15 protein-coding genes are annotated in these 20,807 nt (G+C 64.1%); 8 read left to right on the top strand and 7 right to left on the bottom strand.

Annotated features, from left to right (window positions below):
* Nucleotides 1-152 precede the first annotated feature (152 nt).
* The 3 genes from BM019_RS25815 to BM019_RS25800 all read left to right on the top strand — a co-directional run bounded on the left by BM019_RS25815 (nucleotide 153) and on the right by BM019_RS25800 (nucleotide 4,435).
* Nucleotides 153-3,017 (top strand): EAL domain-containing protein, encoded by a 2,865-nt coding sequence (locus tag BM019_RS25815; protein ID WP_092421368.1) that lies wholly within the window; start codon nucleotides 153-155, stop codon nucleotides 3,015-3,017.
* Nucleotides 3,018-3,243: 226 nt separating this feature from the next.
* Nucleotides 3,244-4,110, top strand: a complete 867-nt coding sequence (hexR, locus tag BM019_RS25810; RefSeq protein WP_007927594.1) for a transcriptional regulator HexR — start codon at nucleotides 3,244-3,246, stop codon at nucleotides 4,108-4,110.
* A 112-nt stretch (nucleotides 4,111-4,222) separates the two neighbouring features.
* Nucleotides 4,223-4,435 (top strand): PA3496 family putative envelope integrity protein, encoded by a 213-nt coding sequence (locus tag BM019_RS25800; RefSeq protein WP_007927592.1) that lies wholly within the window; start codon nucleotides 4,223-4,225, stop codon nucleotides 4,433-4,435.
* Here the strand turns inward: BM019_RS25800 and BM019_RS25795 are convergent.
* Nucleotides 4,377-5,339, bottom strand: a complete 963-nt coding sequence (locus BM019_RS25795) for a LysR family transcriptional regulator (protein WP_028683627.1) — start codon at nucleotides 5,337-5,339, stop codon at nucleotides 4,377-4,379. The two genes, BM019_RS25800 and BM019_RS25795, sit on opposite strands and share 59 nt — an antisense overlap.
* Before the next feature lie 367 nt (nucleotides 5,340-5,706).
* On the opposite strand from BM019_RS25795, the gene BM019_RS25790 reads away from it, so the two are divergent.
* Together BM019_RS25790 and oadA are read left to right on the top strand one after the other, a co-directional pair.
* Nucleotides 5,707-7,122: an acetyl-CoA carboxylase biotin carboxylase subunit gene (locus BM019_RS25790; RefSeq protein WP_062824193.1), complete on the top strand. Its 1,416-nt coding sequence runs from the start codon at nucleotides 5,707-5,709 to the stop codon at nucleotides 7,120-7,122.
* A gap of 11 nt (nucleotides 7,123-7,133) precedes the next feature.
* Nucleotides 7,134-8,942, top strand: a complete 1,809-nt coding sequence (oadA, locus tag BM019_RS25785; protein ID WP_009041393.1) for a sodium-extruding oxaloacetate decarboxylase subunit alpha — start codon at nucleotides 7,134-7,136, stop codon at nucleotides 8,940-8,942.
* A gap of 83 nt (nucleotides 8,943-9,025) precedes the next feature.
* Here the strand turns inward: oadA and BM019_RS25780 are convergent, their stop codons facing one another.
* From BM019_RS25780 to BM019_RS25770, 3 genes are all read right to left on the bottom strand, one after another.
* Nucleotides 9,026-12,058 carry an autotransporter family protein gene (locus BM019_RS25780; RefSeq protein WP_092421365.1) on the bottom strand — a complete coding sequence of 1,011 codons (3,033 nt, stop codon included), beginning with the start codon at nucleotides 12,056-12,058 and terminating at the stop codon, nucleotides 9,026-9,028.
* Between the two features lie 117 nt (nucleotides 12,059-12,175).
* The gene (locus tag BM019_RS25775) at nucleotides 12,176-13,012 is read right to left on the bottom strand and encodes an amino acid ABC transporter permease (protein WP_092421362.1); all 837 of its coding nucleotides are present in this window, start codon (nucleotides 13,010-13,012) and stop codon (nucleotides 12,176-12,178) included.
* The gene (locus tag BM019_RS25770) at nucleotides 13,009-13,830 is read right to left on the bottom strand and encodes an ABC transporter substrate-binding protein (protein WP_092421360.1); all 822 of its coding nucleotides are present in this window, start codon (nucleotides 13,828-13,830) and stop codon (nucleotides 13,009-13,011) included. Before BM019_RS25770 ends, BM019_RS25775 begins: the two co-directional genes overlap by 4 nt.
* A 111-nt stretch (nucleotides 13,831-13,941) precedes the next feature.
* Between BM019_RS25770 and BM019_RS25765 the strand changes: the two genes are divergently transcribed.
* Nucleotides 13,942-14,841 (top strand): homocysteine S-methyltransferase family protein, encoded by a 900-nt coding sequence (locus tag BM019_RS25765; RefSeq protein WP_092421357.1) that lies wholly within the window; start codon nucleotides 13,942-13,944, stop codon nucleotides 14,839-14,841.
* Between the two features lie 1,149 nt (nucleotides 14,842-15,990).
* Here BM019_RS25765 and BM019_RS25760 read toward each other — a convergent pair.
* Genes BM019_RS25760 through BM019_RS25750 form a run of 3 tightly spaced genes read right to left on the bottom strand, consistent with a single transcriptional unit; the run spans nucleotide 15,991 to nucleotide 17,759 of the window.
* Nucleotides 15,991-16,662, bottom strand: a complete 672-nt coding sequence (locus tag BM019_RS25760) for a GNAT family N-acetyltransferase (RefSeq protein WP_092421354.1) — start codon at nucleotides 16,660-16,662, stop codon at nucleotides 15,991-15,993.
* An 18-nt stretch (nucleotides 16,663-16,680) separates the two neighbouring features.
* A complete protein-coding gene (locus BM019_RS25755; protein WP_007927568.1) occupies nucleotides 16,681-17,127 on the bottom strand; it encodes a GNAT family N-acetyltransferase in 447 nt (148 codons plus the stop codon).
* Nucleotides 17,124-17,759, bottom strand: a complete 636-nt coding sequence (locus BM019_RS25750; protein WP_092421351.1) for an FMN-binding negative transcriptional regulator — start codon at nucleotides 17,757-17,759, stop codon at nucleotides 17,124-17,126. The genes BM019_RS25755 and BM019_RS25750 overlap by 4 nt, the downstream gene beginning before the upstream one ends.
* Nucleotides 17,760-17,883: 124 nt before the next feature.
* On the opposite strand from BM019_RS25750, the gene BM019_RS25745 reads away from it, so the two are divergent.
* Complete coding sequence (locus BM019_RS25745; protein WP_092421348.1) at nucleotides 17,884-19,446, top strand: MocR-like pyridoxine biosynthesis transcription factor PdxR; 1,563 nt, start codon at nucleotides 17,884-17,886, stop codon at nucleotides 19,444-19,446.
* A gap of 39 nt (nucleotides 19,447-19,485) precedes the next feature.
* The gene (locus tag BM019_RS25740) at nucleotides 19,486-20,697 is read left to right on the top strand and encodes a YeeE/YedE family protein (protein WP_092421345.1); all 1,212 of its coding nucleotides are present in this window, start codon (nucleotides 19,486-19,488) and stop codon (nucleotides 20,695-20,697) included.
* Nucleotides 20,698-20,807: the final 110 nt, after the last annotated feature.

Genomic DNA, 20,807 nt, shown 5'->3' with positions numbered 1-20,807 from the left:
CAGCCGTTGGCCGGGCTTGGCTGGAGGAATTGCGCAGGGATCGACGCTCGCGCGGATTTGCCGATTTTATGATTCCAGGCAGTTTGGTCCGGGCGGTTGCTTGTGTATGCTCCGGCGACGTTTCGGGCTCAATCATTATAAGAACACTGCCTATGACACTCAGCACTGGCCCGTCCGGACCCTTCGTGGAGCCTCGGGTTATTCGCAAGCAATACGCCATGGAGATGGCGGTAGAGCGCACGCGCCTGCTTTATCAGGGCTCCCTGTTGCCCACCCTGTTCATGCTGCTCAACGGCCTGGTCTGCGCCTGGCTGCTGTGGAGCCCCGAGCGTTATTGGCTGGTCAGCGTGTGGATGGTCTGGTTGCTGGCCCTGGTCGCCCTGCGGGTGATCCAGGTGGCGGCGTTCGACTCGGCGATTCCCAGCCGCCAGGCGCAGCCGGTCTGGCGCCGCATGTTCCTGCTCGGCTCTGCCGTCAGCGGCCTGACCCTGGCCTGCGCTGGCATCGCCCTGATGCCCACCGACAATTTCCTGCAACAGGCCTGGGTCTTCGGCCTGATCGGCGCGGCGATCCTCTCGGCCAGCGTGGCCTACGCGGTCAGCCTGCCGGCCTTCCTGTCCTTTACCTTGCCCTGCCTATTACCGGCGATCGGCTACCTGTTCTGGGGTGGCGACGAGCAGCAGCGTGGCTGGGGCTGGCTGGGCTTGATCCTGCTGGTGTCGCTCAGCGTGGTGGCCTGGCAGGTCAACCGCCTGATCCAGATGGGCTTGCTGCGGCGTTTCCAGAACCAGGCCCTGATCGAACATCTGCAGCAGGCGCAGAGCCGCAGCGAGCAGCTCAACAGCGAGCTGTTGCGGGAAGTCGAGCAGCGTCGCCGCGCCGAAGAGCAATTGCGCGAGGCCCAGGTCGGCCTGGAAAGCCGGGTGGCCCAGCGCAGCCTCGAGCTGGACGCGGCCAACCAGGCCCTGAGCAAGAGTGAAGCGCGCCTGGCCCTGGCCCTCAAGGCCAGCCAGCTGGGGCTGTGGGACTGGAACCTGCAGACCGACGAGGTCCATCACAGCCATATCAAGGAGCTGTTCGGCCTGGAGCCGGAGTTCGTGCGGGCGATGCTCAGCCACCTCAAGCCGCTGCTGCATCCCGAAGACCTGCCGCTGCTCAAGCGCGCGCTGGTGGAGCACCTGAAGGGGCGCACCGAGGATTACCTGGTGGAATATCGCGTGCGGCATGCCGATGGCCGCTGGGTCTGGATCGAGGACCGTGGCCGTGCCGTGGAGCGCGGCCCAGGCGGGCGAGTGCTGCGCATGGTCGGCACCCGGCGCGATATCAGCGCCAGCAAGCAACAGGAAGAGCAGCGCCGCCTGGCGGCGATGGTGTTCGAGGCGGCCAGCGAGGGCATCGTCATCCTCGACCCCGATTACGTGCTGCTGGCGGTCAATCAGGCGTTCAGCCGGGTTACCGGTTACCAGATCGAGGACATGCTCGGGCGCAATGTGGTCGACCTGCCGTGCAGCCGCGATGCACGGCGGCACTTTCCGGTGATTCATCAAGCCCTCGAACAGCACGGCAGCTGGCAGGGCGAACTGGTGGAGGCGCGCAAGAACGGCGAGCTGTACCCGCAGTGGCTGCAATTGAACGTGGTGCGCGATACGCGGGGAAAGGTAAGCCATATTGTGGGCTTCTTCGCCGATCTGTCGGCGCGGCGCGAATCCGAAGAGCGCATGCGCTACCTGACCCATTACGACGAACTCACCGGCCTGGCCAACCGTTCGCTGTTTCGCGAACGCTTGCGCGAAGCCCATCAACGGATGCGCCAGGGCGGCCGCAGCCTGGCCCTGGTGCATATCAACCTGGACCGTTTCAAGCTGCTCAACGACAGCCTGGGCCACGACATCGCCGACCAGCTGTTGCAGAAAATGGCGCGGCGGCTGGTCAACGCGCTGCCGGAAGCCGACACCATTGCCCGCTTGTCCGGCGATGAGTTCGCGGTGCTGTTCGATGCCTATGGCAGCCTGTCGAGCCTGACCCGGGTGGCCACCCGCTTGTCGGCGAAGCTGCGCCTGCCGATCACCGTGGAAGGCCACGAGCTGGTGGTCAGCGCTTCCATGGGCATCAGCATGCTGCCCGACAGCGCGCGGGAAATTCCGGCGCTGATCAGCCAGTCGAACATCGCCATGCAACACGCCAAGCACCTGGGCGGCAACAACTTCCAGTTCTACACCGCCAGCCTGCAAGCCAGCACCCTGGAGCGCCTGCAGCTGGAGAACCAGCTGCGCAAGGCGGTCGAGGAGCGCCAACTGAAGGTGTTCTACCAGCCGAAACTGTGCCTCGCCACCGGCCGCCTGAACGCCGCCGAAGCCCTGGTGCGCTGGGACCATCCTGACCTGGGTCGGGTACCGCCGGGAGACTTTATCGGCCTGGCGGAAGAGATCGGGCTGATCGGCCCGATCGGCGAATTCGTCCTTCGTCAGGCCTGCTGGCAAGCCTGCGAATGGCAGCGCCAGGGGCTGCCGGCCATTCGGGTGTCGGTGAACCTGTCGGTGCATCAACTGCGCCAGGGCAAGCTGGTCAGCCAGGTGCGCAGTGTGCTGGAAGAGACCGGGCTGGCGCCGCATTTCCTCGAGCTGGAGCTGACCGAAAGCCATCTGCTCGACAGCGTCGACCACATCGTTTCCACCTTCCAGCAGCTGCGTGACCTGGGGGTGAAGCTGGCCATCGACGACTTCGGCACCGGTTATTCCTCGCTGAGCTACCTCAAGCGGATTCCGGTGGACTACGTGAAGATCGACCAGGCGTTCATCCGCGGCCTGAGCGAAGGCGGCGCCGACGCGGCGATCACCCGGGCGATCATCGCCATGGCCCACGGCCTGTCGCTGAAGGTGGTGGCCGAAGGGGTGGAGCATCCGGGGCAGCTGGCATTTCTCAAGGAGCAGAAATGCGATGAGGTGCAGGGCTACCTGATCAGCCGGCCGGTGGAAGCCGAGGGCCTGGCGGCGCTGTTGCGGGCCCAGACCCTGTAGCCGCTGCCGCAGGCTGCGATCGGCCGCAAAAGGCCAGGAATATCTGACGTTTTTACGAATACCGGCTGCCCGGCGCCAGCAGCTACAAAGAGCAGGCGAGGCTAAAACAGTGGGGCGCAAAGGTGATTCAGTTACGCATTGAGCAGGCAAAAAGCGAATTCATGTAGTATAACTACAAAATTGCTACATCCTTGGGCGTCTGCCCCATAACAATGAGTCCAGCCCTTTGAATCTGTTGCAGCACATTGCCCAATCACGCCATCTCTTGCGCAAGTCGGAGCTCAAGGTCGCCGATCATGTGCTGCTCGACCCTGCGGCTGTGATGCACAGTTCCATGGCCGACCTGGCCCACAGCGTGGGTATCAGCGAGCCGACCATCGTGCGCTTCTGCCGCGCCATCGGTTGCTCGGGGTTCCAGGACCTGAAGCTCAAGCTGGCCCAGAGCCTGGCCGCCGGGGCGAGCTTCGGCCAGTTCGCGATTCATGAAGACGACTCGGTCGCCGACTACAGCCTGAAAATCTTCGACACCACCCTGCACACCCTGATGGAGGTTCGCGAGAAGCTCGATCCGGTGGAGTTGCAACGGGCTGTGACCCTCATGTCCCAGGCCCAGCGCGTGGAGTTCTACGGCTTCGGCGCCTCGGGCGCGGTGGCGGCGGATGCCCAGCACAAATTCTTCCGCCTGCTGCTGACCGCGGCGGCCTATTCCGACCCGCATATGCAGGCGATGTCGGCGGTGACCCTCAAGCCCACCGACGTGGCGATCTGCATTTCCCAGTCCGGGCGTTCCAAGGACCTGCTGATCACCGCCAACCTGGTGCGTGAAAGCGGCGCCTCGCTGATTACCCTGTGCCCGAGCCAGACGCCGCTGGCCGAGCTGTCGACGGTCAACCTGGCGATCGATGTGCACGAAGACACCGAGATCTACACCCCGCTGACCTCGCGTATCGCCCACCTGGTGGTGATCGACGTGCTGGCGATGGGCGTGGCCATGGCCCGCGGCCCGAGCCTGGTCAACCACCTCAAGAGCGTCAAGCGCAGCCTTCGCAGCCTGCGCCTGTCGCCCAAGTCGGTGAAGGCGCTCGACGACTGATCGCGGCGCCTTCATCGCCGGTAACTTTCATCATCCTGTAACCGACCCGCAGCCAAATCGTCATTGGCAGGCGTCATCGTGAAGCTCCCGTACTCGCATTGGGAGACTCGAAATGGCCCGGCCTTACGAAGAGAGCAGCAGCGCAGTCAAGACCCGTCGTCAACAGGAAGACCAGCGCCGCATGGAATTTCGCCGCGCAATCGAACATCGCTGTGAGCTGCGCCGTCTGCAGCAGGAAATCAATGACTACCCCGAGCTGGACGCCGTCAATTACTGGCAGGCAGCCTCGGCAGCTTCCCGTCAAAACGTTCAACAAGCCCGCTGATCTGCACCCGTTCGCTGCGGATAAACCCCAGGAACGCATGCGCTACCGGTGACAGGCGTTTTGCCTTGGCCTGCACCAGGCACCAGCTGCGATACAACGGCAGCTCTTCGACCGGCAACTCGACGAGTCCCCCGGTCGCCAACTCAAGGTTCAGGGCGTGGCGCGTCAACAGCGCCACGCCCAGACCCGCCAGCACACACTCGCGCTGAGCCTCGGCCGACGATACTTCCAGGGTCTGGGTGAAGTGCACGCGTTTTTCCTTGAAATACTCCTCGCAGGCCAGGCGCGTGCCCGAACCCTGTTCGCGCACCAGCAGGTTGTAGGGTTCCAGGTCCTGCAGGCGCAGCGGCCCGAGGTGGCACAGCGGATGGTCGGGCGGCGCCACGGCGACGATCGGGTTATTGAGGAACGGCAGGAATTCCAGGCCCATGTCCTGCGGGACCATGGACATGATCACCAGATCGTCGCGGTTGTCCGAGAGGCGGCGGATCACCTGGCCCCGATTGACCACCGTCAGTTGCAGGTTGACCTCCGGGTGCTGGCGCTTGAAGGCGGCGAACAGGTGCGGCACGAAGTACTTGGCGCTGGATTCCACCGCCAGTTTCAGCTGGCCCTGCAAGGAGCCCTGCATGTCCGACAGTTGCATGTCGAGGTTTTCCAGGCGCCCGAAGATGTCGCGGCTGGCCCGTTGCAGCGCCTCGGCGGCCTCGGTCATGTAGAGCTTCTTGCCGACGTAATCGAACAGGGGCTGGCCGATCAGCTCCTCCAGCTGGCGAATCTGCAGGCTGACGGCGGGTTGGGTCAGGGACATTTCGTCGGCCGCCCGGCTGTAGGAGCGCAGATCGCAGACCTCATTGAAAATCTGCAATTGACGTAATGTCATACGCATCAAGGACTTACGCATTATCTAAGGTCTCGCGCCGAGGGCTGTCGGATCAACTATAAGTCTTTGCTTATGAGCGACCCAATAATTATTGATTTTTGTTAATTCATCGACAGGAATAGTGTGGGCCTGCGACTGGCTTGAAACATTTGGTCACGCGCCGACCCGGTCGAGGGTCTGTACGAAAAGTAGGCGAGCGAAGGTCAGGCAAGGCAAAAACAGGCGAGGAACGGCTGGGGTCGCATTCGACTTTAGGGGCCTAAATGAGCATTCCGAGCCTGTTTTTAACGCAGCATGGCCTGCGTAGCGCCGAAGGCGCCCAGCGCGCAGCCACTTTTCGTACAGACCCAGCGGGTTGTTTGTTCCAACGGCTCAAGGGTACCTCCAAGTGATAAAAAAGATCCTGATCGCCAACCGTGGTGAGATTGCCGTACGAATCGTGCGTGCCTGCGCCGAGATGGGCATTCGCTCGGTCGCGATCTTCTCCGACGCCGATCGCCATGCCCTGCATGTGAAGCGTGCGGATGAAGCCCACAGCATCGGTGCCGAACCCCTGGCCGGCTACCTGAACCCGCGCAAGCTGGTGAACCTGGCCGTGGAAACCGGCTGCGACGCGCTGCACCCCGGTTACGGCTTCCTTTCGGAAAACGCCGAGCTGGCGGAGATCTGCGCCGAACGTGGGATCAAATTCATCGGCCCCTCGGCTGAAGTGATTCGCCGCATGGGCGACAAGACCGAAGCCCGCCGCAGCATGATCAAGGCAGGCGTGCCGGTCACCCCGGGCACCGAAGGCAACGTCGCCGATATCCATGAAGCCCTGAGCGAAGGCGACCGCATCGGTTACCCGGTGATGCTCAAGGCCACTTCCGGCGGCGGCGGCCGCGGCATTCGCCGCTGCAACAGCCGCGACGAACTGGAACAGGCGTTTCCACGGGTGATTTCCGAGGCGACCAAGGCGTTCGGTTCCGCCGAAGTGTTCCTGGAAAAGTGCATCGTCAATCCCAAGCACATCGAGGCGCAGATCCTCGGCGACAGCTTTGGTAACGTGGTGCACCTGTTCGAGCGCGACTGCTCGATCCAGCGCCGCAACCAGAAGCTGATCGAGATCGCCCCCAGCCCGCAACTGACTCCGGAACAGCGCGCCTACATCGGCGACCTGTCGGTGCGCGCGGCCAAGGCCGTGGGCTACGAGAACGCCGGTACCGTGGAGTTCCTGCTCGCCGACGGCGAGGTGTACTTCATGGAGATGAATACCCGGGTGCAGGTGGAACACACCATCACCGAAGAAATCACCGGCATCGACATCGTTCGCGAGCAGATCCGCATCGCTTCCGGCCTGCCGCTGTCGGTGAAGCAGGAAGACATCCATCACCGTGGTTTCGCCCTGCAGTTCCGGATCAACGCCGAAGACCCGAAGAACAACTTCCTGCCGAGCTTCGGCAAGATCACTCGTTACTACGCGCCCGGCGGCCCCGGCGTGCGGACCGACACGGCGATCTACACCGGCTACACCATTCCGCCGTTCTACGACTCCATGTGCCTGAAGCTGGTGGTCTGGGCCCTGACCTGGGAAGAGGCGATGGACCGTGGCTTGCGCGCCCTGGACGACATGCGTCTGCAAGGGGTCAAGACCACTGCCGCCTATTACCAGGAAATCCTGCGTAACCCGGAATTCCGTAGCGGCCAGTTCAACACCAGTTTTGTGGAAAGCCACCCTGAGCTGACCAACTACTCGATCAAGCGCAAACCCGAAGAGCTGGCCCTGGCCATCGCCGCCGCCATCGCCGCCCACGCAGGCCTGTGAGGAAAAGAACAATGAGCAAGAAGATTTTCGTTACCGACACCATCCTGCGCGACGCCCACCAATCGCTGCTGGCGACCCGCATGCGCACCGAAGACATGCTGCCGATCTGCGACAAGCTCGACAAAGTCGGCTACTGGTCGCTGGAAGTCTGGGGCGGCGCGACCTTCGACGCCTGCGTGCGCTTCCTCAAGGAAGACCCGTGGGAGCGCCTGCGCAAACTGCGCGCCGCGCTGCCCAACACCCGCCTGCAAATGCTCCTGCGTGGGCAGAACCTGCTGGGCTACCGCCATTACAGCGACGACGTGGTCAAGGCCTTCGTCGCCAAGGCGGCGGTCAACGGCATCGACGTGTTCCGCATCTTCGACGCCATGAACGACGTGCGTAACCTGCGGGTGGCCATCGAAGCGGTGAAAGCCGCCGGCAAGCACGCCCAGGGCACCATTGCCTACACCACCAGCCCGGTGCACACCATCGAGGCGTTCGTGGCCCAGGCCAAGCAGATGGAATCCATGGGTTGCGACTCCGTGGCGATCAAGGACATGGCCGGCCTGCTGACCCCTTACGCCACCGGCGAACTGGTCAAGGCGCTGAAGGCCGAGCAATCGCTGCCGGTGTTCGTCCACTCCCACGACACCGCCGGTCTGGCCGCGATGTGCCAGCTCAAGGCTATCGAGAACGGCGCCGACCATATCGACACCGCGATCTCCAGCTTCGCCTGGGGCACCAGCCACCCGGGCACCGAGTCGATGGTCGCCGCCCTCAAAGGCAGCGAATTCGACACCGGCCTGGACCTGGAACTGCTGCAGGAGATCGGCCTGTACTTCTATGCCGTGCGCAAGAAGTACCACCAGTTCGAAAGCGAGTTCACCGCGGTCGATACCCGGGTGCAGGTCAACCAGGTGCCGGGCGGGATGATTTCCAACCTGGCCAACCAGCTCAAGGAGCAGGGCGCCCTGAACCGCATGAACGAAGTGCTGGCGGAGATCCCGCGGGTGCGTCACGACCTCGGCTACCCGCCGCTGGTGACCCCGACTTCGCAGATCGTCGGCACCCAGGCGTTCTTCAACGTGCTGGCCGGCGAGCGCTACAAGACCATCACCAACGAAGTGAAGCTGTACCTGCAAGGCGGCTACGGCAAGGCACCGGGCGAGGTGGACGAGAAGCTGCGGCGCCAGGCCATCGGCAGCGAAGAAGTGATCGACGTGCGCCCGGCCGACCTGCTGAAGCCGGAAATGACCAAGCTGCGCAATGACATCGGCGCCCTGGCCAAATCCGAAGAAGACGTGCTGACCTATGCCATGTTCCCGGACATCGGGCGCAAGTTCCTCGAAGAGCGCGAAGCCGGCACCCTGACGCCGGAAGTGCTGCTGCCGATTCCGGAGGCGGGCGGCGTGAGCTCGGCCGGCGGCGAAGGCGTACCGACCGAGTTCGTCATCGACGTGCACGGCGAGACCTACCGCGTCGACATCACCGGCGTCGGCGTGAAGGCCGAAGGCAAGCGCCACTTCTACCTGTCCATCGACGGCATGCCGGAAGAAGTGGTGTTCGAGCCGCTCAACGAGTTCGTCGGCGGTGGCAGCAGCAAGCGCAAGCAGGCCAGCGCGCCGGGCCACGTCAGCACCACCATGCCGGGCAACATCGTCGACGTGCTGGTCAAGGAAGGCGACACCGTCAAGGCCGGCCAGGCGGTGCTGATCACCGAAGCCATGAAGATGGAAACCGAAGTCCAGGCGGCCATCGCCGGCAAGGTCACTGCCATCCACGTGGCCAAGGGCGACCGGGTCAATCCGGGCGAAATCCTGATCGAGATCGAAGGCTGAGTTCAGGCCTTCATCTGCAACGTTTTACCTCGGGGGGGCACATGCTCCCCTTTTTTTGCCTGGGATTTTCTGATGTCTCGCGATCAGAAGCTCATCTGCCACTGCCCCATCCAGGCATGGTTGCGGCTGTTGCTCCCCAGTTCCCCGTTGTAGCCGACACTCAAGGTATGGCGCGCCGACAGTCCGACATCCAGGCCAGCCTCGATCATCAGGCTGTCGCGATCCAGGGCGCTACCTTCGACCTTGAAAGCGCTGCCGCCCAGCACGAATGCCTGGCGGGTTTCACTGTCGACATCCCCGTAGGTATGACGCCAGCCGAGACTGGCCCGTGGCGTCAGGCTGATGCCGTTTTGCAGCTGATTGAGTTGTGCCAGGCGCACGCCGAAGGTGCTGCTGAAGTTGTCCTGGGTCTGGGAGTGCACGTCCAGTGACGCCGCGCCGCCTTTCTCGGTATAGCGGTCGCGGTGGTAACGCTGGTAGCCCAGGTTGGCGAAGGGTTCGACATTGAGCCGGCCTGTGCCCAGGGTGTAACCCAGCTCGGCGAAGGCCTGTTGGCTGTCGGCGTCGTAGCTGCCTTTGGGGCGATCGCTGAAGCGGTCGAACTCCACCGTGCGCTTGTTATCCCCGTCGTGCTGGCTGTACGCCGCGCCCAGGCGCAACGCCAACGGCCCGTCCTGGCGCATGGCATAAACCCCCAGGTGCCAGCTGCGAAGCTTGCCGTCGACGTCGCTGTTGCTCAGGTCGGTTTTCGAGTAGCCCCCCAGTACGCCCATGCGCCAGACCGGTGACAACGACCAATCGATACCCAGCACGCTACCGGCGGTTTTCTGCTGCAGCCCAGGGTTGCCGTGTTCGCCATCGAGCTTGCCGTAGCTGCCGATACCTTGCAGCCAGACGCGACCCCGGGCGTTCGGGTCATTCAGGTTGCGCAGGCTGCTGGGCACGCCTGTAGCCGCGAGGGGTGGGGTTTGTGCTGGGTCGAGCCCCACCAGCAGGCCGGCGCCGCTGCCCATCTGGTGCATGGCGGCGAGCATGGATGTCGCGACTTGCGAACTGGCGTTCAGGGTCGCGATGCCCAGATTGGCATTGCCGCTGCCGGCCAGTTTTTCGATGGCGATGCCCGCGCTGCTTTCGCTGGTGTTCAGCAGGGCGTTGTACAGGGCATTTTCTTCTGCCTGGTGCATCTCTTCTATGCTGCGCACGGCACGTGCACCATTGGCGGTGCGGGCGTATTCGCTGAAGTCGGCTCCGTTGCGGGTATACGTCAGATCAACAGCGTTGGAGCCATAGATAATGACCGGATCGAGGAAGGCATAGGTATCACCGGTGACCTTGGCGAAGGTCCCCGTAATGCTGCCGGCCTCCAGCACCCGGTATTGGCTACGCCACGGATAGTCGTCTACGGAGTCGTCGGCGCGCACGATCAATGATGAGCCGGTCAGGTTGGCGTTGCCTGCGACCCGGGTGGTGCCGGCGCTACCGTCGGCATCGACCCCGAACAGCAACGTAGAGCCACTCCCCATCACCAGGTCACCCTTGACCTGCGGAGCGCCGAGCTGAGCGCTGGTGCTGAGCAAGCCATTGATGGTCAGGTTGTTGACCGCGCCGTTGCCGCTGTATTGCGCTTGCGGGTCGACGAGCACATCGCCCGCGATACCACCCAGGTTAGTCAGGTGCGCGAAGTCGAAGACGTGCGCCCCTTCGCTGAAGTCGCCCTTGCCGGTCAGGGTCCAGTCGCCCTGGCGCACTTCCAGGACCTGGAAGTTACGGCTGTCGCCGAAGCTGCCAGCGGGAGCAGTATCGTTGTCTACGGTCATGACCAGGGTGTTATGGCCAGTGCCACCATCTACCAGACCTTCGAAGCTGCTGCCGTTGAGCAGGGTCAAGCGGTCGTCACCCCCGCCCATGTCCAGGGCCAGGCCGTTGCTGCCGCTGATCAGGCCGCTGTTTCTGACCTCGTCGGCGAAGTCGCCTACGAACTTCACCCCAAAACCATCCAGGCCACGAATGATGCCGCCGTTGTTGAGGGTCGTTGCGGCGACGGCTGAGCCGCCGTTGCCATCGTCGATCAGGATGCCGTTGTTGGCACCGCTGATCAGAGCGGCCGACATGCCGGGTGCAGGTATCCCCGCGTTGGTAATGGAGCCGCCGCCGATGGAGAGACCTTCACTGGTATTGGCTGCGCCGTGTTGGTTAACACCGCTGGCGCCGATTCCCTGGATGATGCCGGAGTTGGTTATCAAGGCAGCGTTGGCGATCCTGATACCGTCACCGTCCGCGTCGTGCAACCCGCTCACATTGCCGCTGATGATGCCGGTATAGCGATTGGAAACTTCGCCGTTGCCTGCGCTGAAAAAGCCGGCACCATTGCGCCCCGTGATGGTCCCGACATTCACCAGCGTGGCATCCCGAAGCGTGGCTATACCGTGCCGACCACCGGATATCAGGCCTTGGTTGTCGACCGAGACTGCAATACCCGTGTCGATACCGGGGCTACCAGCATCGATGCCGTCGAACTCGTCACTGGCGGTTCGAGTGTCGCCGGTCGAAATCTCTCCATAGTTGATGATGTGACTCTTGTCGATTGTCTTGATGCCGTCATTGAAAGTGGAATGGATTACACCGCTCGCGCGGTTGGTCACCGAAGCACCGTCCATGAACCATCCGGCCTGTCTTAATTCCAGACCCTCGCCGTTGAGCGAGCGAATCGTGCCGGCGTTATCGATGGCGATATAGCTGGCGGCGTAGTCATTGATGCGAATGGCCGCGTCCGCGCCCTGAATCAGTCCGCCCGCATTGTTCTGAATCTGGTAACTACCCAGCGACCAGACGGGATTGCGGCTTATGTCTATCGCCAGGCTACCCGTGGAAATGATCTGGCCGGAGTTATAGATGCGTCGATCGCCGGTTTCGTAATCGGAGTGCAGGCCCAGCGCTGTTGGGCTGGTGATCAGGCTGCCCGTGGGGGTAACCGTGACCCTGGTAACGTCCTGGGTGTCGGGGGGCGTGGTGATCGGGCTGTCGATGATGAGACTGGTAGCATGGGCCTGGGCCGTCAGGCTGCCGGAAACGATCAGCGCAATACGCAAGGCCAGACGGTGGGGCGCAAGAATCATGGGGAAGTCCTTTTCTGAAGGATGACATGGTCCTATATGCCAGTTTGGTATTACAAGAACCGACTCTCCTTGCTCGGACTTTTTTTCAAGAAGGCATCCTGCCAGTGAAACTGTCGCTCAACTGCGCTCGGCGTAGGCCTTGCCGTAATGCCGCTCCATCCGCGCCTGGATGAGTTCCAGGCCGATCGATAGCAGCCAGTAGATGATCGCCGCGGTGCTGAGCATTTCGATATAGCGGTAGCTGGAGCGGCCGTAGGACTGGGCCAGGAACATCACTTCCCAGACGCCCATCACCGAGATCAGCGACGAATCCTTGAGCATCGAGATGAACTGGTTGGTGGCCGGCGGGATGATGGTGCGCATGGCTTGCGGCAGGGTCACGCGCCAGAAGATCACGCTGTCGCGCATGCCCAGCGCCAGGGAGGCTTCGCGCTGGCCATGGGGCACGCCGAGGATGCCGGCGCGGAAGATCTCGCTGAGGTAGGCGCCGTAGTTCAGCGACAGGGCGATGATCCCCGCGGCGATGGCGCCCGGCACCACGCCCAGTTGTGGCAGGCCGAGGTAGATCAGCAGGATCTGGATCAGCAGCGGCGTGCCGCGAAAGAACGAGGCGTAGAAGCTGCCGATGCCAAAGGCCACGGCGCTTTTCGACAACCGGGCCAGCGCGGTGACGAAGCCCAGCAGCGACGACAGCACGATCGAGCAGAGGCAGAGGAACAGGGTCAGCGCCGCGCCTTGCAGAAACCCGTTGGGGGCCAGGGTGATGCCGAGCAGGTTGGGCAGCTTGTCGAGGATGATCGAGAACTTCAGGTCGAAGCTCAGGAAGAAACTGGCGAACAGGCCGAACAGCACCGCCCAGGTCAGGTACAGGCGGGCGCGGAAACCGAAGAGGCGTTTGACCCGTGGCCCGGCCAGCGCTTGCGGTGGCCGGGGCGGTTGCGAAAGAGAAGTCATTGGCTGATGTCGGCGCCGATCCATTTCTGTGAGAGCTTGCTCAGGGTGCCGTCCTGCTTCAGCTGGGCGAATACTTCACGGACCTTGGCATGCCACTGGGCGTCGCCTTTCTCGATGGCCACCGAGTTGGGTTCGGCGTACAGCGGCTCGCCGGCGAGCTTGAAGCGCGGGTCCTGGGCCAGGCGCGGCTGGGCCGTTACCAGGTTGGTGAGGATCGCGTCCAGGCGCACGCCAGCGCCCAGGCCGAGGTCCTGGAAGGCCACGTTGTCGGTGTCGTATGGGGCGATCTGCACGTTGTCGAACGGGTACTGCAACCGGGTGTCCTCGGCGCCCTCGATCACCAGGTTCTTGTTCAGGTAGCTCTCGTAGCTGGACGCGCTGGTCAGGCCGACTTTCTTGTCGCTCAGATCCTTGGCGCCGTGGATGCGCTGGTCCTTGGCATTGACCACGATCACCGCCGGCGAAGCGTAGTACTGCACCGGAAAGTCGAAGACTTCGGCGCGGGCCTTGCTCGGGGTCATGGAGCAGATGCAGATGTCGTAGCGACCGCTCCAGCGGCCGGCGGCGATCACGTCCCAGGACGGGGTTTCCAGGCGCAGCTTCACGCCCAGTTTGTCGGCCACGGCCTTGGCCACGTCGACGTCGAAGCCATCGAGCTGGTTCTGATCGTTGAGGAAGGAGAAGGGCGGGTAGCTTTCCATCAGCACGCCGACCAACTCTTTTTTCTGTTCGATACGGTCCAGGGTGGCGCCGGCAAAAGCCTGGCTGGAGGCAGCGAGAATCGTCAGGCCCAGGGCCAGCAGCGGTTTGAATTTCATTGGAATCCCGGGCAGAAAAAAGGTTGTTATTAACTGAACGGTGCGTATTAAATAGTTATAAGAACGACTCAGATAGTGAGTTATTTTCATAAGCATATGAGAAAAAAGCATATGGGCGCAGAAAGCAGGGTAATTCTGGATGGCGGCATGGGTCGTGAACTGCAACGCCGCGGGGCGCCCTTCAGGCAGCCCGAGTGGTCGGCGCTGGCCCTGAGCGAAGCGCCGCAGGCAGTGGAAGCGGTGCATGCGGCTTATATCGAAAGCGGTGCCAACGTCATCACCAGCAACAGCTACGCGGTGGTGCCGTTCCACATCGGCGAAGCGCGTTTTGCCGCCGAAGGCCAGGCGCTGGCGGCCTTGGCCGGCGAACTGGCGCGGCGCGCGGTACAGGCTTCCGGCAAACCCGTGCGGGTCGCCGGTTCGTTGCCGCCGCTGTTCGGCTCCTATCGCCCGGACCTGTTCGAGGCCGATCGCGCCGCCGAGTTGCTGGCGCCGCTGGTCAACGGTCTGGCCCCGCATGTCGACCTGTGGCTGGCGGAAACCCAGAGCTCCACGGTCGAGGCGCGGGCGATCCATGCTGGCCTGCCCAAGGACGGCAAACCCTTCTGGCTATCGTTCACCTTGCACGATGAGAACCCAGACCAGGTGCCACGCCTGCGCTCCGGCGAGCCGGTGGCGGACGCGGCGGCGGTGGCCGCGGAGCTGGGGGTGGAAACCCTATTGTTCAATTGCAGCCAGCCGGAAGTGATAGGCGCGGCGATCGACGCGGCGCGGGCAACCTTCGAGCGGCTGGGGGTGAAGATCAATATCGGCGCCTACGCCAACGCCTTCCCGCCGCAACCGAAAGAAGCCACGGCCAACGATGGCCTCGACCCGCTGCGCGACGACCTCGACCCGCCGGGTTACCTGCAATGGGCGGCCGACTGGCGGCAACGCGGCGCCAGCCACCTGGGCGGTTGCTGCGGTATCGGGCCGGAGCACATTGCGGTGCTGGCGCAGCAGCTGGCCTAAACCGGGCGACTCCTTGATATCCCGGCGACGCTCGATGCTCTATGTAGCCGCTGCCGAAGGCTGCGATCGAGCGTCACGCTCGTGGGGATCTTGCGACCGCCGGAGACCCTGCGGGTCTATCGCAGGCTGCGCCAGCGGCTACAGGGGCAGTGCCGGGCACAATAATGCAGCCGTTCAATGCTTTGTGTAGTCGCTGCCGAAGGCTGCGATCGAGCGGCACGCTCGCGGGGATCCTGCGACCGCCGGAGACCCTGCGGGTCTATCGCAGGCTGCGCCAGCGGCTACAGGGGCAGTGCCGGGCACAATAATGCAGCCGTTCAATGCTTTGTGTAGTCGCTGCCGAAGGCTGCGATCGAGCGGCACGCTCGCGGGGATCCTGCGACCGCCGGAGACCCTGCGGGTCTATCGCAGGCTGCGCCAGCGGCTACAGGGGCAGTGCCGGGCACAATAATGCAGCCGTTCAATGCTTTGTGTAGTCGCTGCCGAAGGCTGCGATCGAGCGGCACGCTCGCGGGGATCCTGCGACCGCCGGAGACCCTGCGGGTCTATCGCAGGCTGCGCCAGCGGCTACAGGGGCAGTGCCGGGCACAATAATGCAGCCGTTCAATGCTTTGTGTAGTCGCTGCCGAAGGCTGCGATCGAGCGGCACGCTCGCGGGGATCCTGCGACCGCCGGAGACCCTGCGGGTCTATCGCAGGCTGCGCCAGCGGCTACAGGGGCAGTGCGAGGCACGATAATGCAGCCGTTCCATGCTTTGTGTAGCCGCTGCCGAAGGCTGCGATCGAGCGGCACGCACGCGGGGATCCTGCAACCGCCGGAGACCCTGCGGGCCTATCGCAGGCTGCGCCAGCGGCTACAGGGGCAGTGCCGGGCACGATAATGCAGCCGTTCCATGCTTTGTGTAGCCGCTGCCGAAGGCTGCGATCGAGCGGCACGCACGCGGGGATCCTGCAACCGCCGGAGACCCTGCGGGCCTATCGCAGGCTGCGCCAGCGGCTACAGGGGCAGTGCCGGGCACGATAATGCAGCCGTTCCATGCTTTGTGTAGCCGCTGCCGAAGGCTGCGATCGAGCGGCACGCTCGCGGGGCTCCTGCAACCGCCGGAGAGCCTGCGGGTCTATCGCAGGCTGCGCCAGCGGCTACATCGGCTTACCCCCGGCACTCTGCCAACCCCTTCAACTGCCCCGAGCCGCTCTGGTTGTCCTCGCTCAACCAGCGCTCGAACCCGGCGCCGACCTTCGGCCATTCGGAATCGAGGATCGAATACCAGGCGGTATCGCGGTTCTGGCCCTTGACCACCATGTGCTGGCGGAACACCCCTTCGAAACTGAAACCCAGGCGCTCGGCCGCATAACGCGAACGGGCGTTGGCGTTGTTGCACTTCCACTCCAGGCGGCGATAACCGAGGGCGAAGGCTTCCTTGGCCAGCAGGTACACCGCCTCCGTGCTCTTGGGCGAGCGTTGCATGGGCGCGCCGAAGGTGACGTGGCCGATCTCGATGCGGCCCTGGGCCGGGACGATCGACATCAGGCTGAGCAGGCCTTGCACCTGGCCGCTGGCCCGGTCGACCACGCTGAAGAAATACGGGTCGCTGTTGGCCGCGTGGTTGTTCAGCCAGTCATTGAAAGCGCTGCGCTCGGTAAAGGGCCCGTAGGGCAGGTAGTCCCACAGTTTGGGGTCGGCGCCCGGGCCCTGGAAGGCGCGCCACAGGTCGTCGGCGTGGCGCGTCGGGTCGAGTTTTTCCAGGCGGATAAAGCGCCCTTCGAGCAGGGTGGTCGACGGCGGCGGTACGCCTTTCCAATCGGCGAGTGAGGTCGGCATGGGAATCTCCTTGAACGCTTAAAGGGCTTTGCGAAATTGAATGAAACCCGGGCGTTCGGCGATCCGCTCGTAGAGCTGGATGGCGGTGGCGTTGGTTTCGTGGGTCAGCCAGTGGACCTTGCAGCAGCCGTCGGCCTTGGCGGTGGCGTAGACGAATTCGATCAGTTGGCGACCGACGCCGGTGCCGCGTTGCTCCGGGACCACCAGCAAGTCCTGCAGGTAGCAGGAGTTCTCGATACTCCAGTTGGAGCGATGGTAGATGAAATGCACCATGCCCACCGCCTGCTCGCCGTCCCAGGCCAGGGCGGCGTGGGTCGGCTCGGCGGGATCGAGGAAGCGCTGCCAGGTGCTGCGGGTGACCGCGTCGGCCAGCTCGGTCTCGTAGAAACGCAGGTAGGCCTGCCACAGCGGCAGCCAGGCTGCGTGGTCAGCGGCGGTGACGGGACGAATCTGGATTTGGCTCATGACTGCTCCTGGCGCATCAGTTGGGAAATGCTCTGGTCATGGGGATCGGCGCTGGCGGCCAACCCTTCGCGTACGCCGTCGATGTCGGCGGTGGTGCGGTTCTGGCTGAGTTTGCGTTTGCCCTCCAGGCGCTGGATCGGCAGGGCGAAGCCGACGATGGCGCGCAGCATGCTGTCCATGAACTCGGCGGGGGCGTCCTCGAATTTCCAGGGGCTGGCGCGGCCGGCTTCATGCTGGTCGGTCAGGGCGCTGACCACTTCGCGGATGCGCTGCGGATCGTGGAACACCTCGGCCACGCCGTAGGCATGCACGCTCACGTAGTTCCAGGTCGGCACCACTTTGCCGTGCTCGGCCTTGCTCGGGTACAGCGACGGGCTGACGTAGGCTTCGGCGCCCTGGAAGATCAGCAGCGCTTCGGCGCCGCTGGCCAGTTCCTGCCATTGCGGGTTGGCCCTGGCCAGGTGGCCGTAGAGGGTGCCGTACGGGCCCTGGTCCGGGGCGAACGACAGCGGCAGGTGGTTGGCCTGCAGGCCGCGCTCCCCGTAGGTCACCAGGGTGGCAAGGCGGGTTTCCCCGATCAGCTGGTGCAGGGTGGGCAGGTCTTCTTCGGCGAAAGCGCGGGGTAGGTACATGGAAAAATATCCTTGGCGAATGGCTGCATCCTAGGCAGGCTATTGGTCTGTTGTAAGAGCCATCTTTGGTCATTTTCATAGGTCCATTTGAACGCTCTATCCCGTCGCTCAGAGGGGCAAGCCCATGAACAGCCAGACATTGCCGCTTTCCTTCAACCCCGCCGGTATCGAGCTGGACCGCGGCCAGGGGCTCAGCCGCCAGCTGTACCAGGCCTTGCGCCAGCGGGTGCTGGACGGTCGGCTGGCCAGCGGCACGCGCCTGCCGGCCAGTCGCGACCTGGCGGCGGCGCTGGAGATTTCCCGCAACAGCGTGGTGCGCGCCTACGACCAGCTGTACGCCGAAGGTTTTATCGAAGGGCGGGTGGGCGACGGCACCTATGTGGCGCAATTGCCCGAGAGCCGGCTGCCGATCAAAAAGGCCACAAAAAATTTATCCACAAAAGTATCCACAGGGTTATCACCAGGCTTACCCACAGGGTTATCCACAAAATCCCCGGTTTTACCTGGGATTACATCCAGTAAGGTTATCCACAGCGAGGCTTTGCAGAGGGTCGAACAGCATCATCTGGCGACTCCGCAAAGCGGTCCGCCACGGGCTTTTCGGGTGGGGATTCCGGCCTTCGATCTGTTTCCGTTCGAGGTCTGGGCCAAGCTGAATGCGGCTTTCTGGCGCAAACCGGATCTGGGCCAGCTGTGTTATGGCGATTCGGCCGGCGAGGAGCGCCTGCGCGGATTGATCGCGGCCTACCTGCGCAGTTCGCGCGGCATGCAATGCAGCGCTGAACAAATTGTGATCACCAGTGGTGCACAACAGGGCATAAGCCTTTGTGCACAGTTGCTGGTGAACCCTGGCGACGGCGTGGCTGTGGAAAACCCCGGCTATCGGGCGGCGGGGCATGCCTTCGCGATTGCCGGCGCGCGCCTGCACGGGGTGGCGGTGGATAACGAGGGCTTCGACTGCGGGGCGCTGGCGGCCCTGAGCGATTGCCGGCTGGCCTATGTCACGCCGTCCCATCAGTACCCCACCGGGGTCACCCTGAGCCTGGCCCGGCGCCTGGAACTGCTGGCCTGGGCCGAGCGCAGCAATGGCTGGATCGTCGAGGACGACTATGACGGCGAGTACCGCTACAGCGGGGCGCCGCTGGCACCCTTGGCGGCGCTCGACCGACAAGGCCGGGTGCTGTACGTCGGCACCTTCGGCAAGGTCGCGTTCCCGGCCTTGCGCCTGGGTTACCTGGTGTTGCCGCCGGCGCTGGTGCAACCCTTCGCCCAGCGCCGGGCGCTGGATGTGCGCCATTCCGAGGTCAGCACCCAGGCAGTGATGGCCGAATTCATGGCCGCCGGGCATTTTCAGCGGCATATCCGGCGCATGCGCCGCGCCGCCTTGAGCCGGCGCAATGCCTTGCTGGCTGGCTGGCCTGTGGATATCCCCGGGGTGGGCAAGGTGCCGAACGTGGCGGCGGGCCTGCACCTGACGATCCCGGTGGACAGCCTGGCCCGGGAGCGCGAACTGGTGGCGCAGGCCGCGGCCGTGGATGTCGAGATCAATGGCCTGAGCCACTACTGGCTGCCGGATTCGCCGCTGCCGCAGGACCGGCGCGCCGGGCTGGTACTGGGCTTTGCCGCGGTGCCCGAAGCCGATATCGCCTGCGCCCTGGAGCGGCTGCGTCGGGCCTGGGGCGTGTGATGGCTATACTCGCGGCCATTGTCTTTATCGAGAACCCTTATGAGCCTGACTCTTTCCGCGGCGCCCGAACGCAAGTTCGGCGCGCCCTTGTTCGCTTTGATCGTGCTGCTGGCCGGCGCTGTATTCCTGCAGGCCCAGGTCGGCTCGCGCCAGGTGTGGCTGTTGCTGCTGGGCGCGGCCCTGGGCCTGACCCTGTATCACGCCGCCTTCGGTTTCACTTCGGCCTGGCGGGTGTTTATCCGCGATCGTCGCGGCGCCGGCCTGCGGGCGCAGATGGTCATGCTGGCGCTGGCGGTGCTGCTGTTCTTCCCGGCCCTGGGCGCGGGCAGCCTGTTCGGTTCGCCGGTCACGGGGCTGGTGGCGCCGGCCGGCGTCTCGGTGATTGTCGGTGCGTTCATCTTCGGCATCGGCATGCAGCTGGGCGGCGGTTGCGCGTCTGGCACGCTGTTTACCGTGGGCGGCGGCAACGCGCGGATGCTGGTGACCCTGCTGTTTTTCATCTGCGGTTCGCTGATCGCCACACACCATGTGGACTGGTGGTTCGCCTTGCCGTCGCTGCCGCCGGTGTCCATCGTGCAGCGCTTCGGCGTGGCGCCGGCATTGGGGCTCAGCCTCGGTCTGTTCGCCTTGATCGCCCTGGTTACGGTACGCCTGGAGAAGAGCCGCCACGGCACGCTGGAAGCGCCGGTCGACAGCGCGCACCAGGGCTGGCGCCGCCTGCTGCGCGGGCCTTGGCCGCTGGTGTGGGGCGCGGTCGCCCTGGCCTTGCTGAACTTCGCCACCCTGGCCCTGGCCGGACGGCCCTGGGGCATCACCTCGGCGTTTGCCCTGTGGGGCGCCAAGGTCGCCAGCGGGCTGGGGGTGGATGTCGGCAGCTGGGTGTTCTGGCAGGGCGCGGCGAACGCCAAGGCCCTGGCCGCGCCGGTGTGGCAGGACATCACCAGCGTGATGGATATCGGCATCGTCTTCGGCGCCTTGCTGGCGGCGGGCCTGGCCGGGCGTTTCGCGCCAAGCCTGAAGATTCCCGCGCGCTCGCTGGTGGCGGCGGTGATCGGTGGTTTGCTGCTGGGTTACGGTTCGCGCCTGGCCTATGGCTGCAACATCGGCGCCTACTTCAGCGGTATCGCCTCCGGCAGCCTGCACGGCTGGCTGTGGCTGGTGGCGGCCTTTATCGGCAACGGCGTGGGCGTGCGCCTGCGGCCGTGGTTCTTTGCCGAGGAGCGTCAGCCGCAAGGGCTGACGGGGTGTTGAAACATCTTCTGTAGGAGCGAGCGGGTGGCGATCCGACTCGCCCGCGATAGGGACGCCGCGGTGTATCGGTTGCACCGCGTTATCGTTCATCGCGAGCAAGCTTCGCTCCT

It is taken from the genome of Pseudomonas sp. NFPP07, from assembly GCF_900115645.1.
GTDB classification, from domain to species: Bacteria; Pseudomonadota; Gammaproteobacteria; order Pseudomonadales; family Pseudomonadaceae; genus Aquipseudomonas; species Aquipseudomonas chlororaphis.
Note: the sequence above shows the minus strand (reverse complement) of the source record. Positions and strands in the feature narration are given on the sequence as shown.

Bases quoted from the DNA above. Each gene is read 5' to 3' on its own strand.
- BM019_RS25815 (WP_092421368.1), top strand. From the start codon at position 153: ATGACACTCAGCACTGGCCCGTCCGGACCCTTCGTGGAGCCTCGGGTT.
- BM019_RS25800 (WP_007927592.1), top strand. From the start codon at position 4,223: ATGGCCCGGCCTTACGAAGAGAGCAGCAGCGCAGTCAAGACCCGTCGT.
- BM019_RS25795 (WP_028683627.1), bottom strand. From the start codon at position 5,339: ATGCGTAAGTCCTTGATGCGTATGACATTACGTCAATTGCAGATTTTC.
- oadA (WP_009041393.1), top strand. From the start codon at position 7,134: ATGAGCAAGAAGATTTTCGTTACCGACACCATCCTGCGCGACGCCCAC.
- BM019_RS25780 (WP_092421365.1), bottom strand. From the start codon at position 12,058: ATGATTCTTGCGCCCCACCGTCTGGCCTTGCGTATTGCGCTGATCGTT.
- BM019_RS25775 (WP_092421362.1), bottom strand. From the start codon at position 13,012: ATGACTTCTCTTTCGCAACCGCCCCGGCCACCGCAAGCGCTGGCCGGG.
- BM019_RS25770 (WP_092421360.1), bottom strand. From the start codon at position 13,830: ATGAAATTCAAACCGCTGCTGGCCCTGGGCCTGACGATTCTCGCTGCC.
- BM019_RS25765 (WP_092421357.1), top strand. From the start codon at position 13,942: ATGGGCGCAGAAAGCAGGGTAATTCTGGATGGCGGCATGGGTCGTGAA.
- BM019_RS25760 (WP_092421354.1), bottom strand. From the start codon at position 16,662: ATGCCGACCTCACTCGCCGATTGGAAAGGCGTACCGCCGCCGTCGACC.
- BM019_RS25755 (WP_007927568.1), bottom strand. From the start codon at position 17,127: ATGAGCCAAATCCAGATTCGTCCCGTCACCGCCGCTGACCACGCAGCC.
- BM019_RS25750 (WP_092421351.1), bottom strand. From the start codon at position 17,759: ATGTACCTACCCCGCGCTTTCGCCGAAGAAGACCTGCCCACCCTGCAC.
- BM019_RS25745 (WP_092421348.1), top strand. From the start codon at position 17,884: ATGAACAGCCAGACATTGCCGCTTTCCTTCAACCCCGCCGGTATCGAG.
- BM019_RS25740 (WP_092421345.1), top strand. From the start codon at position 19,486: ATGAGCCTGACTCTTTCCGCGGCGCCCGAACGCAAGTTCGGCGCGCCC.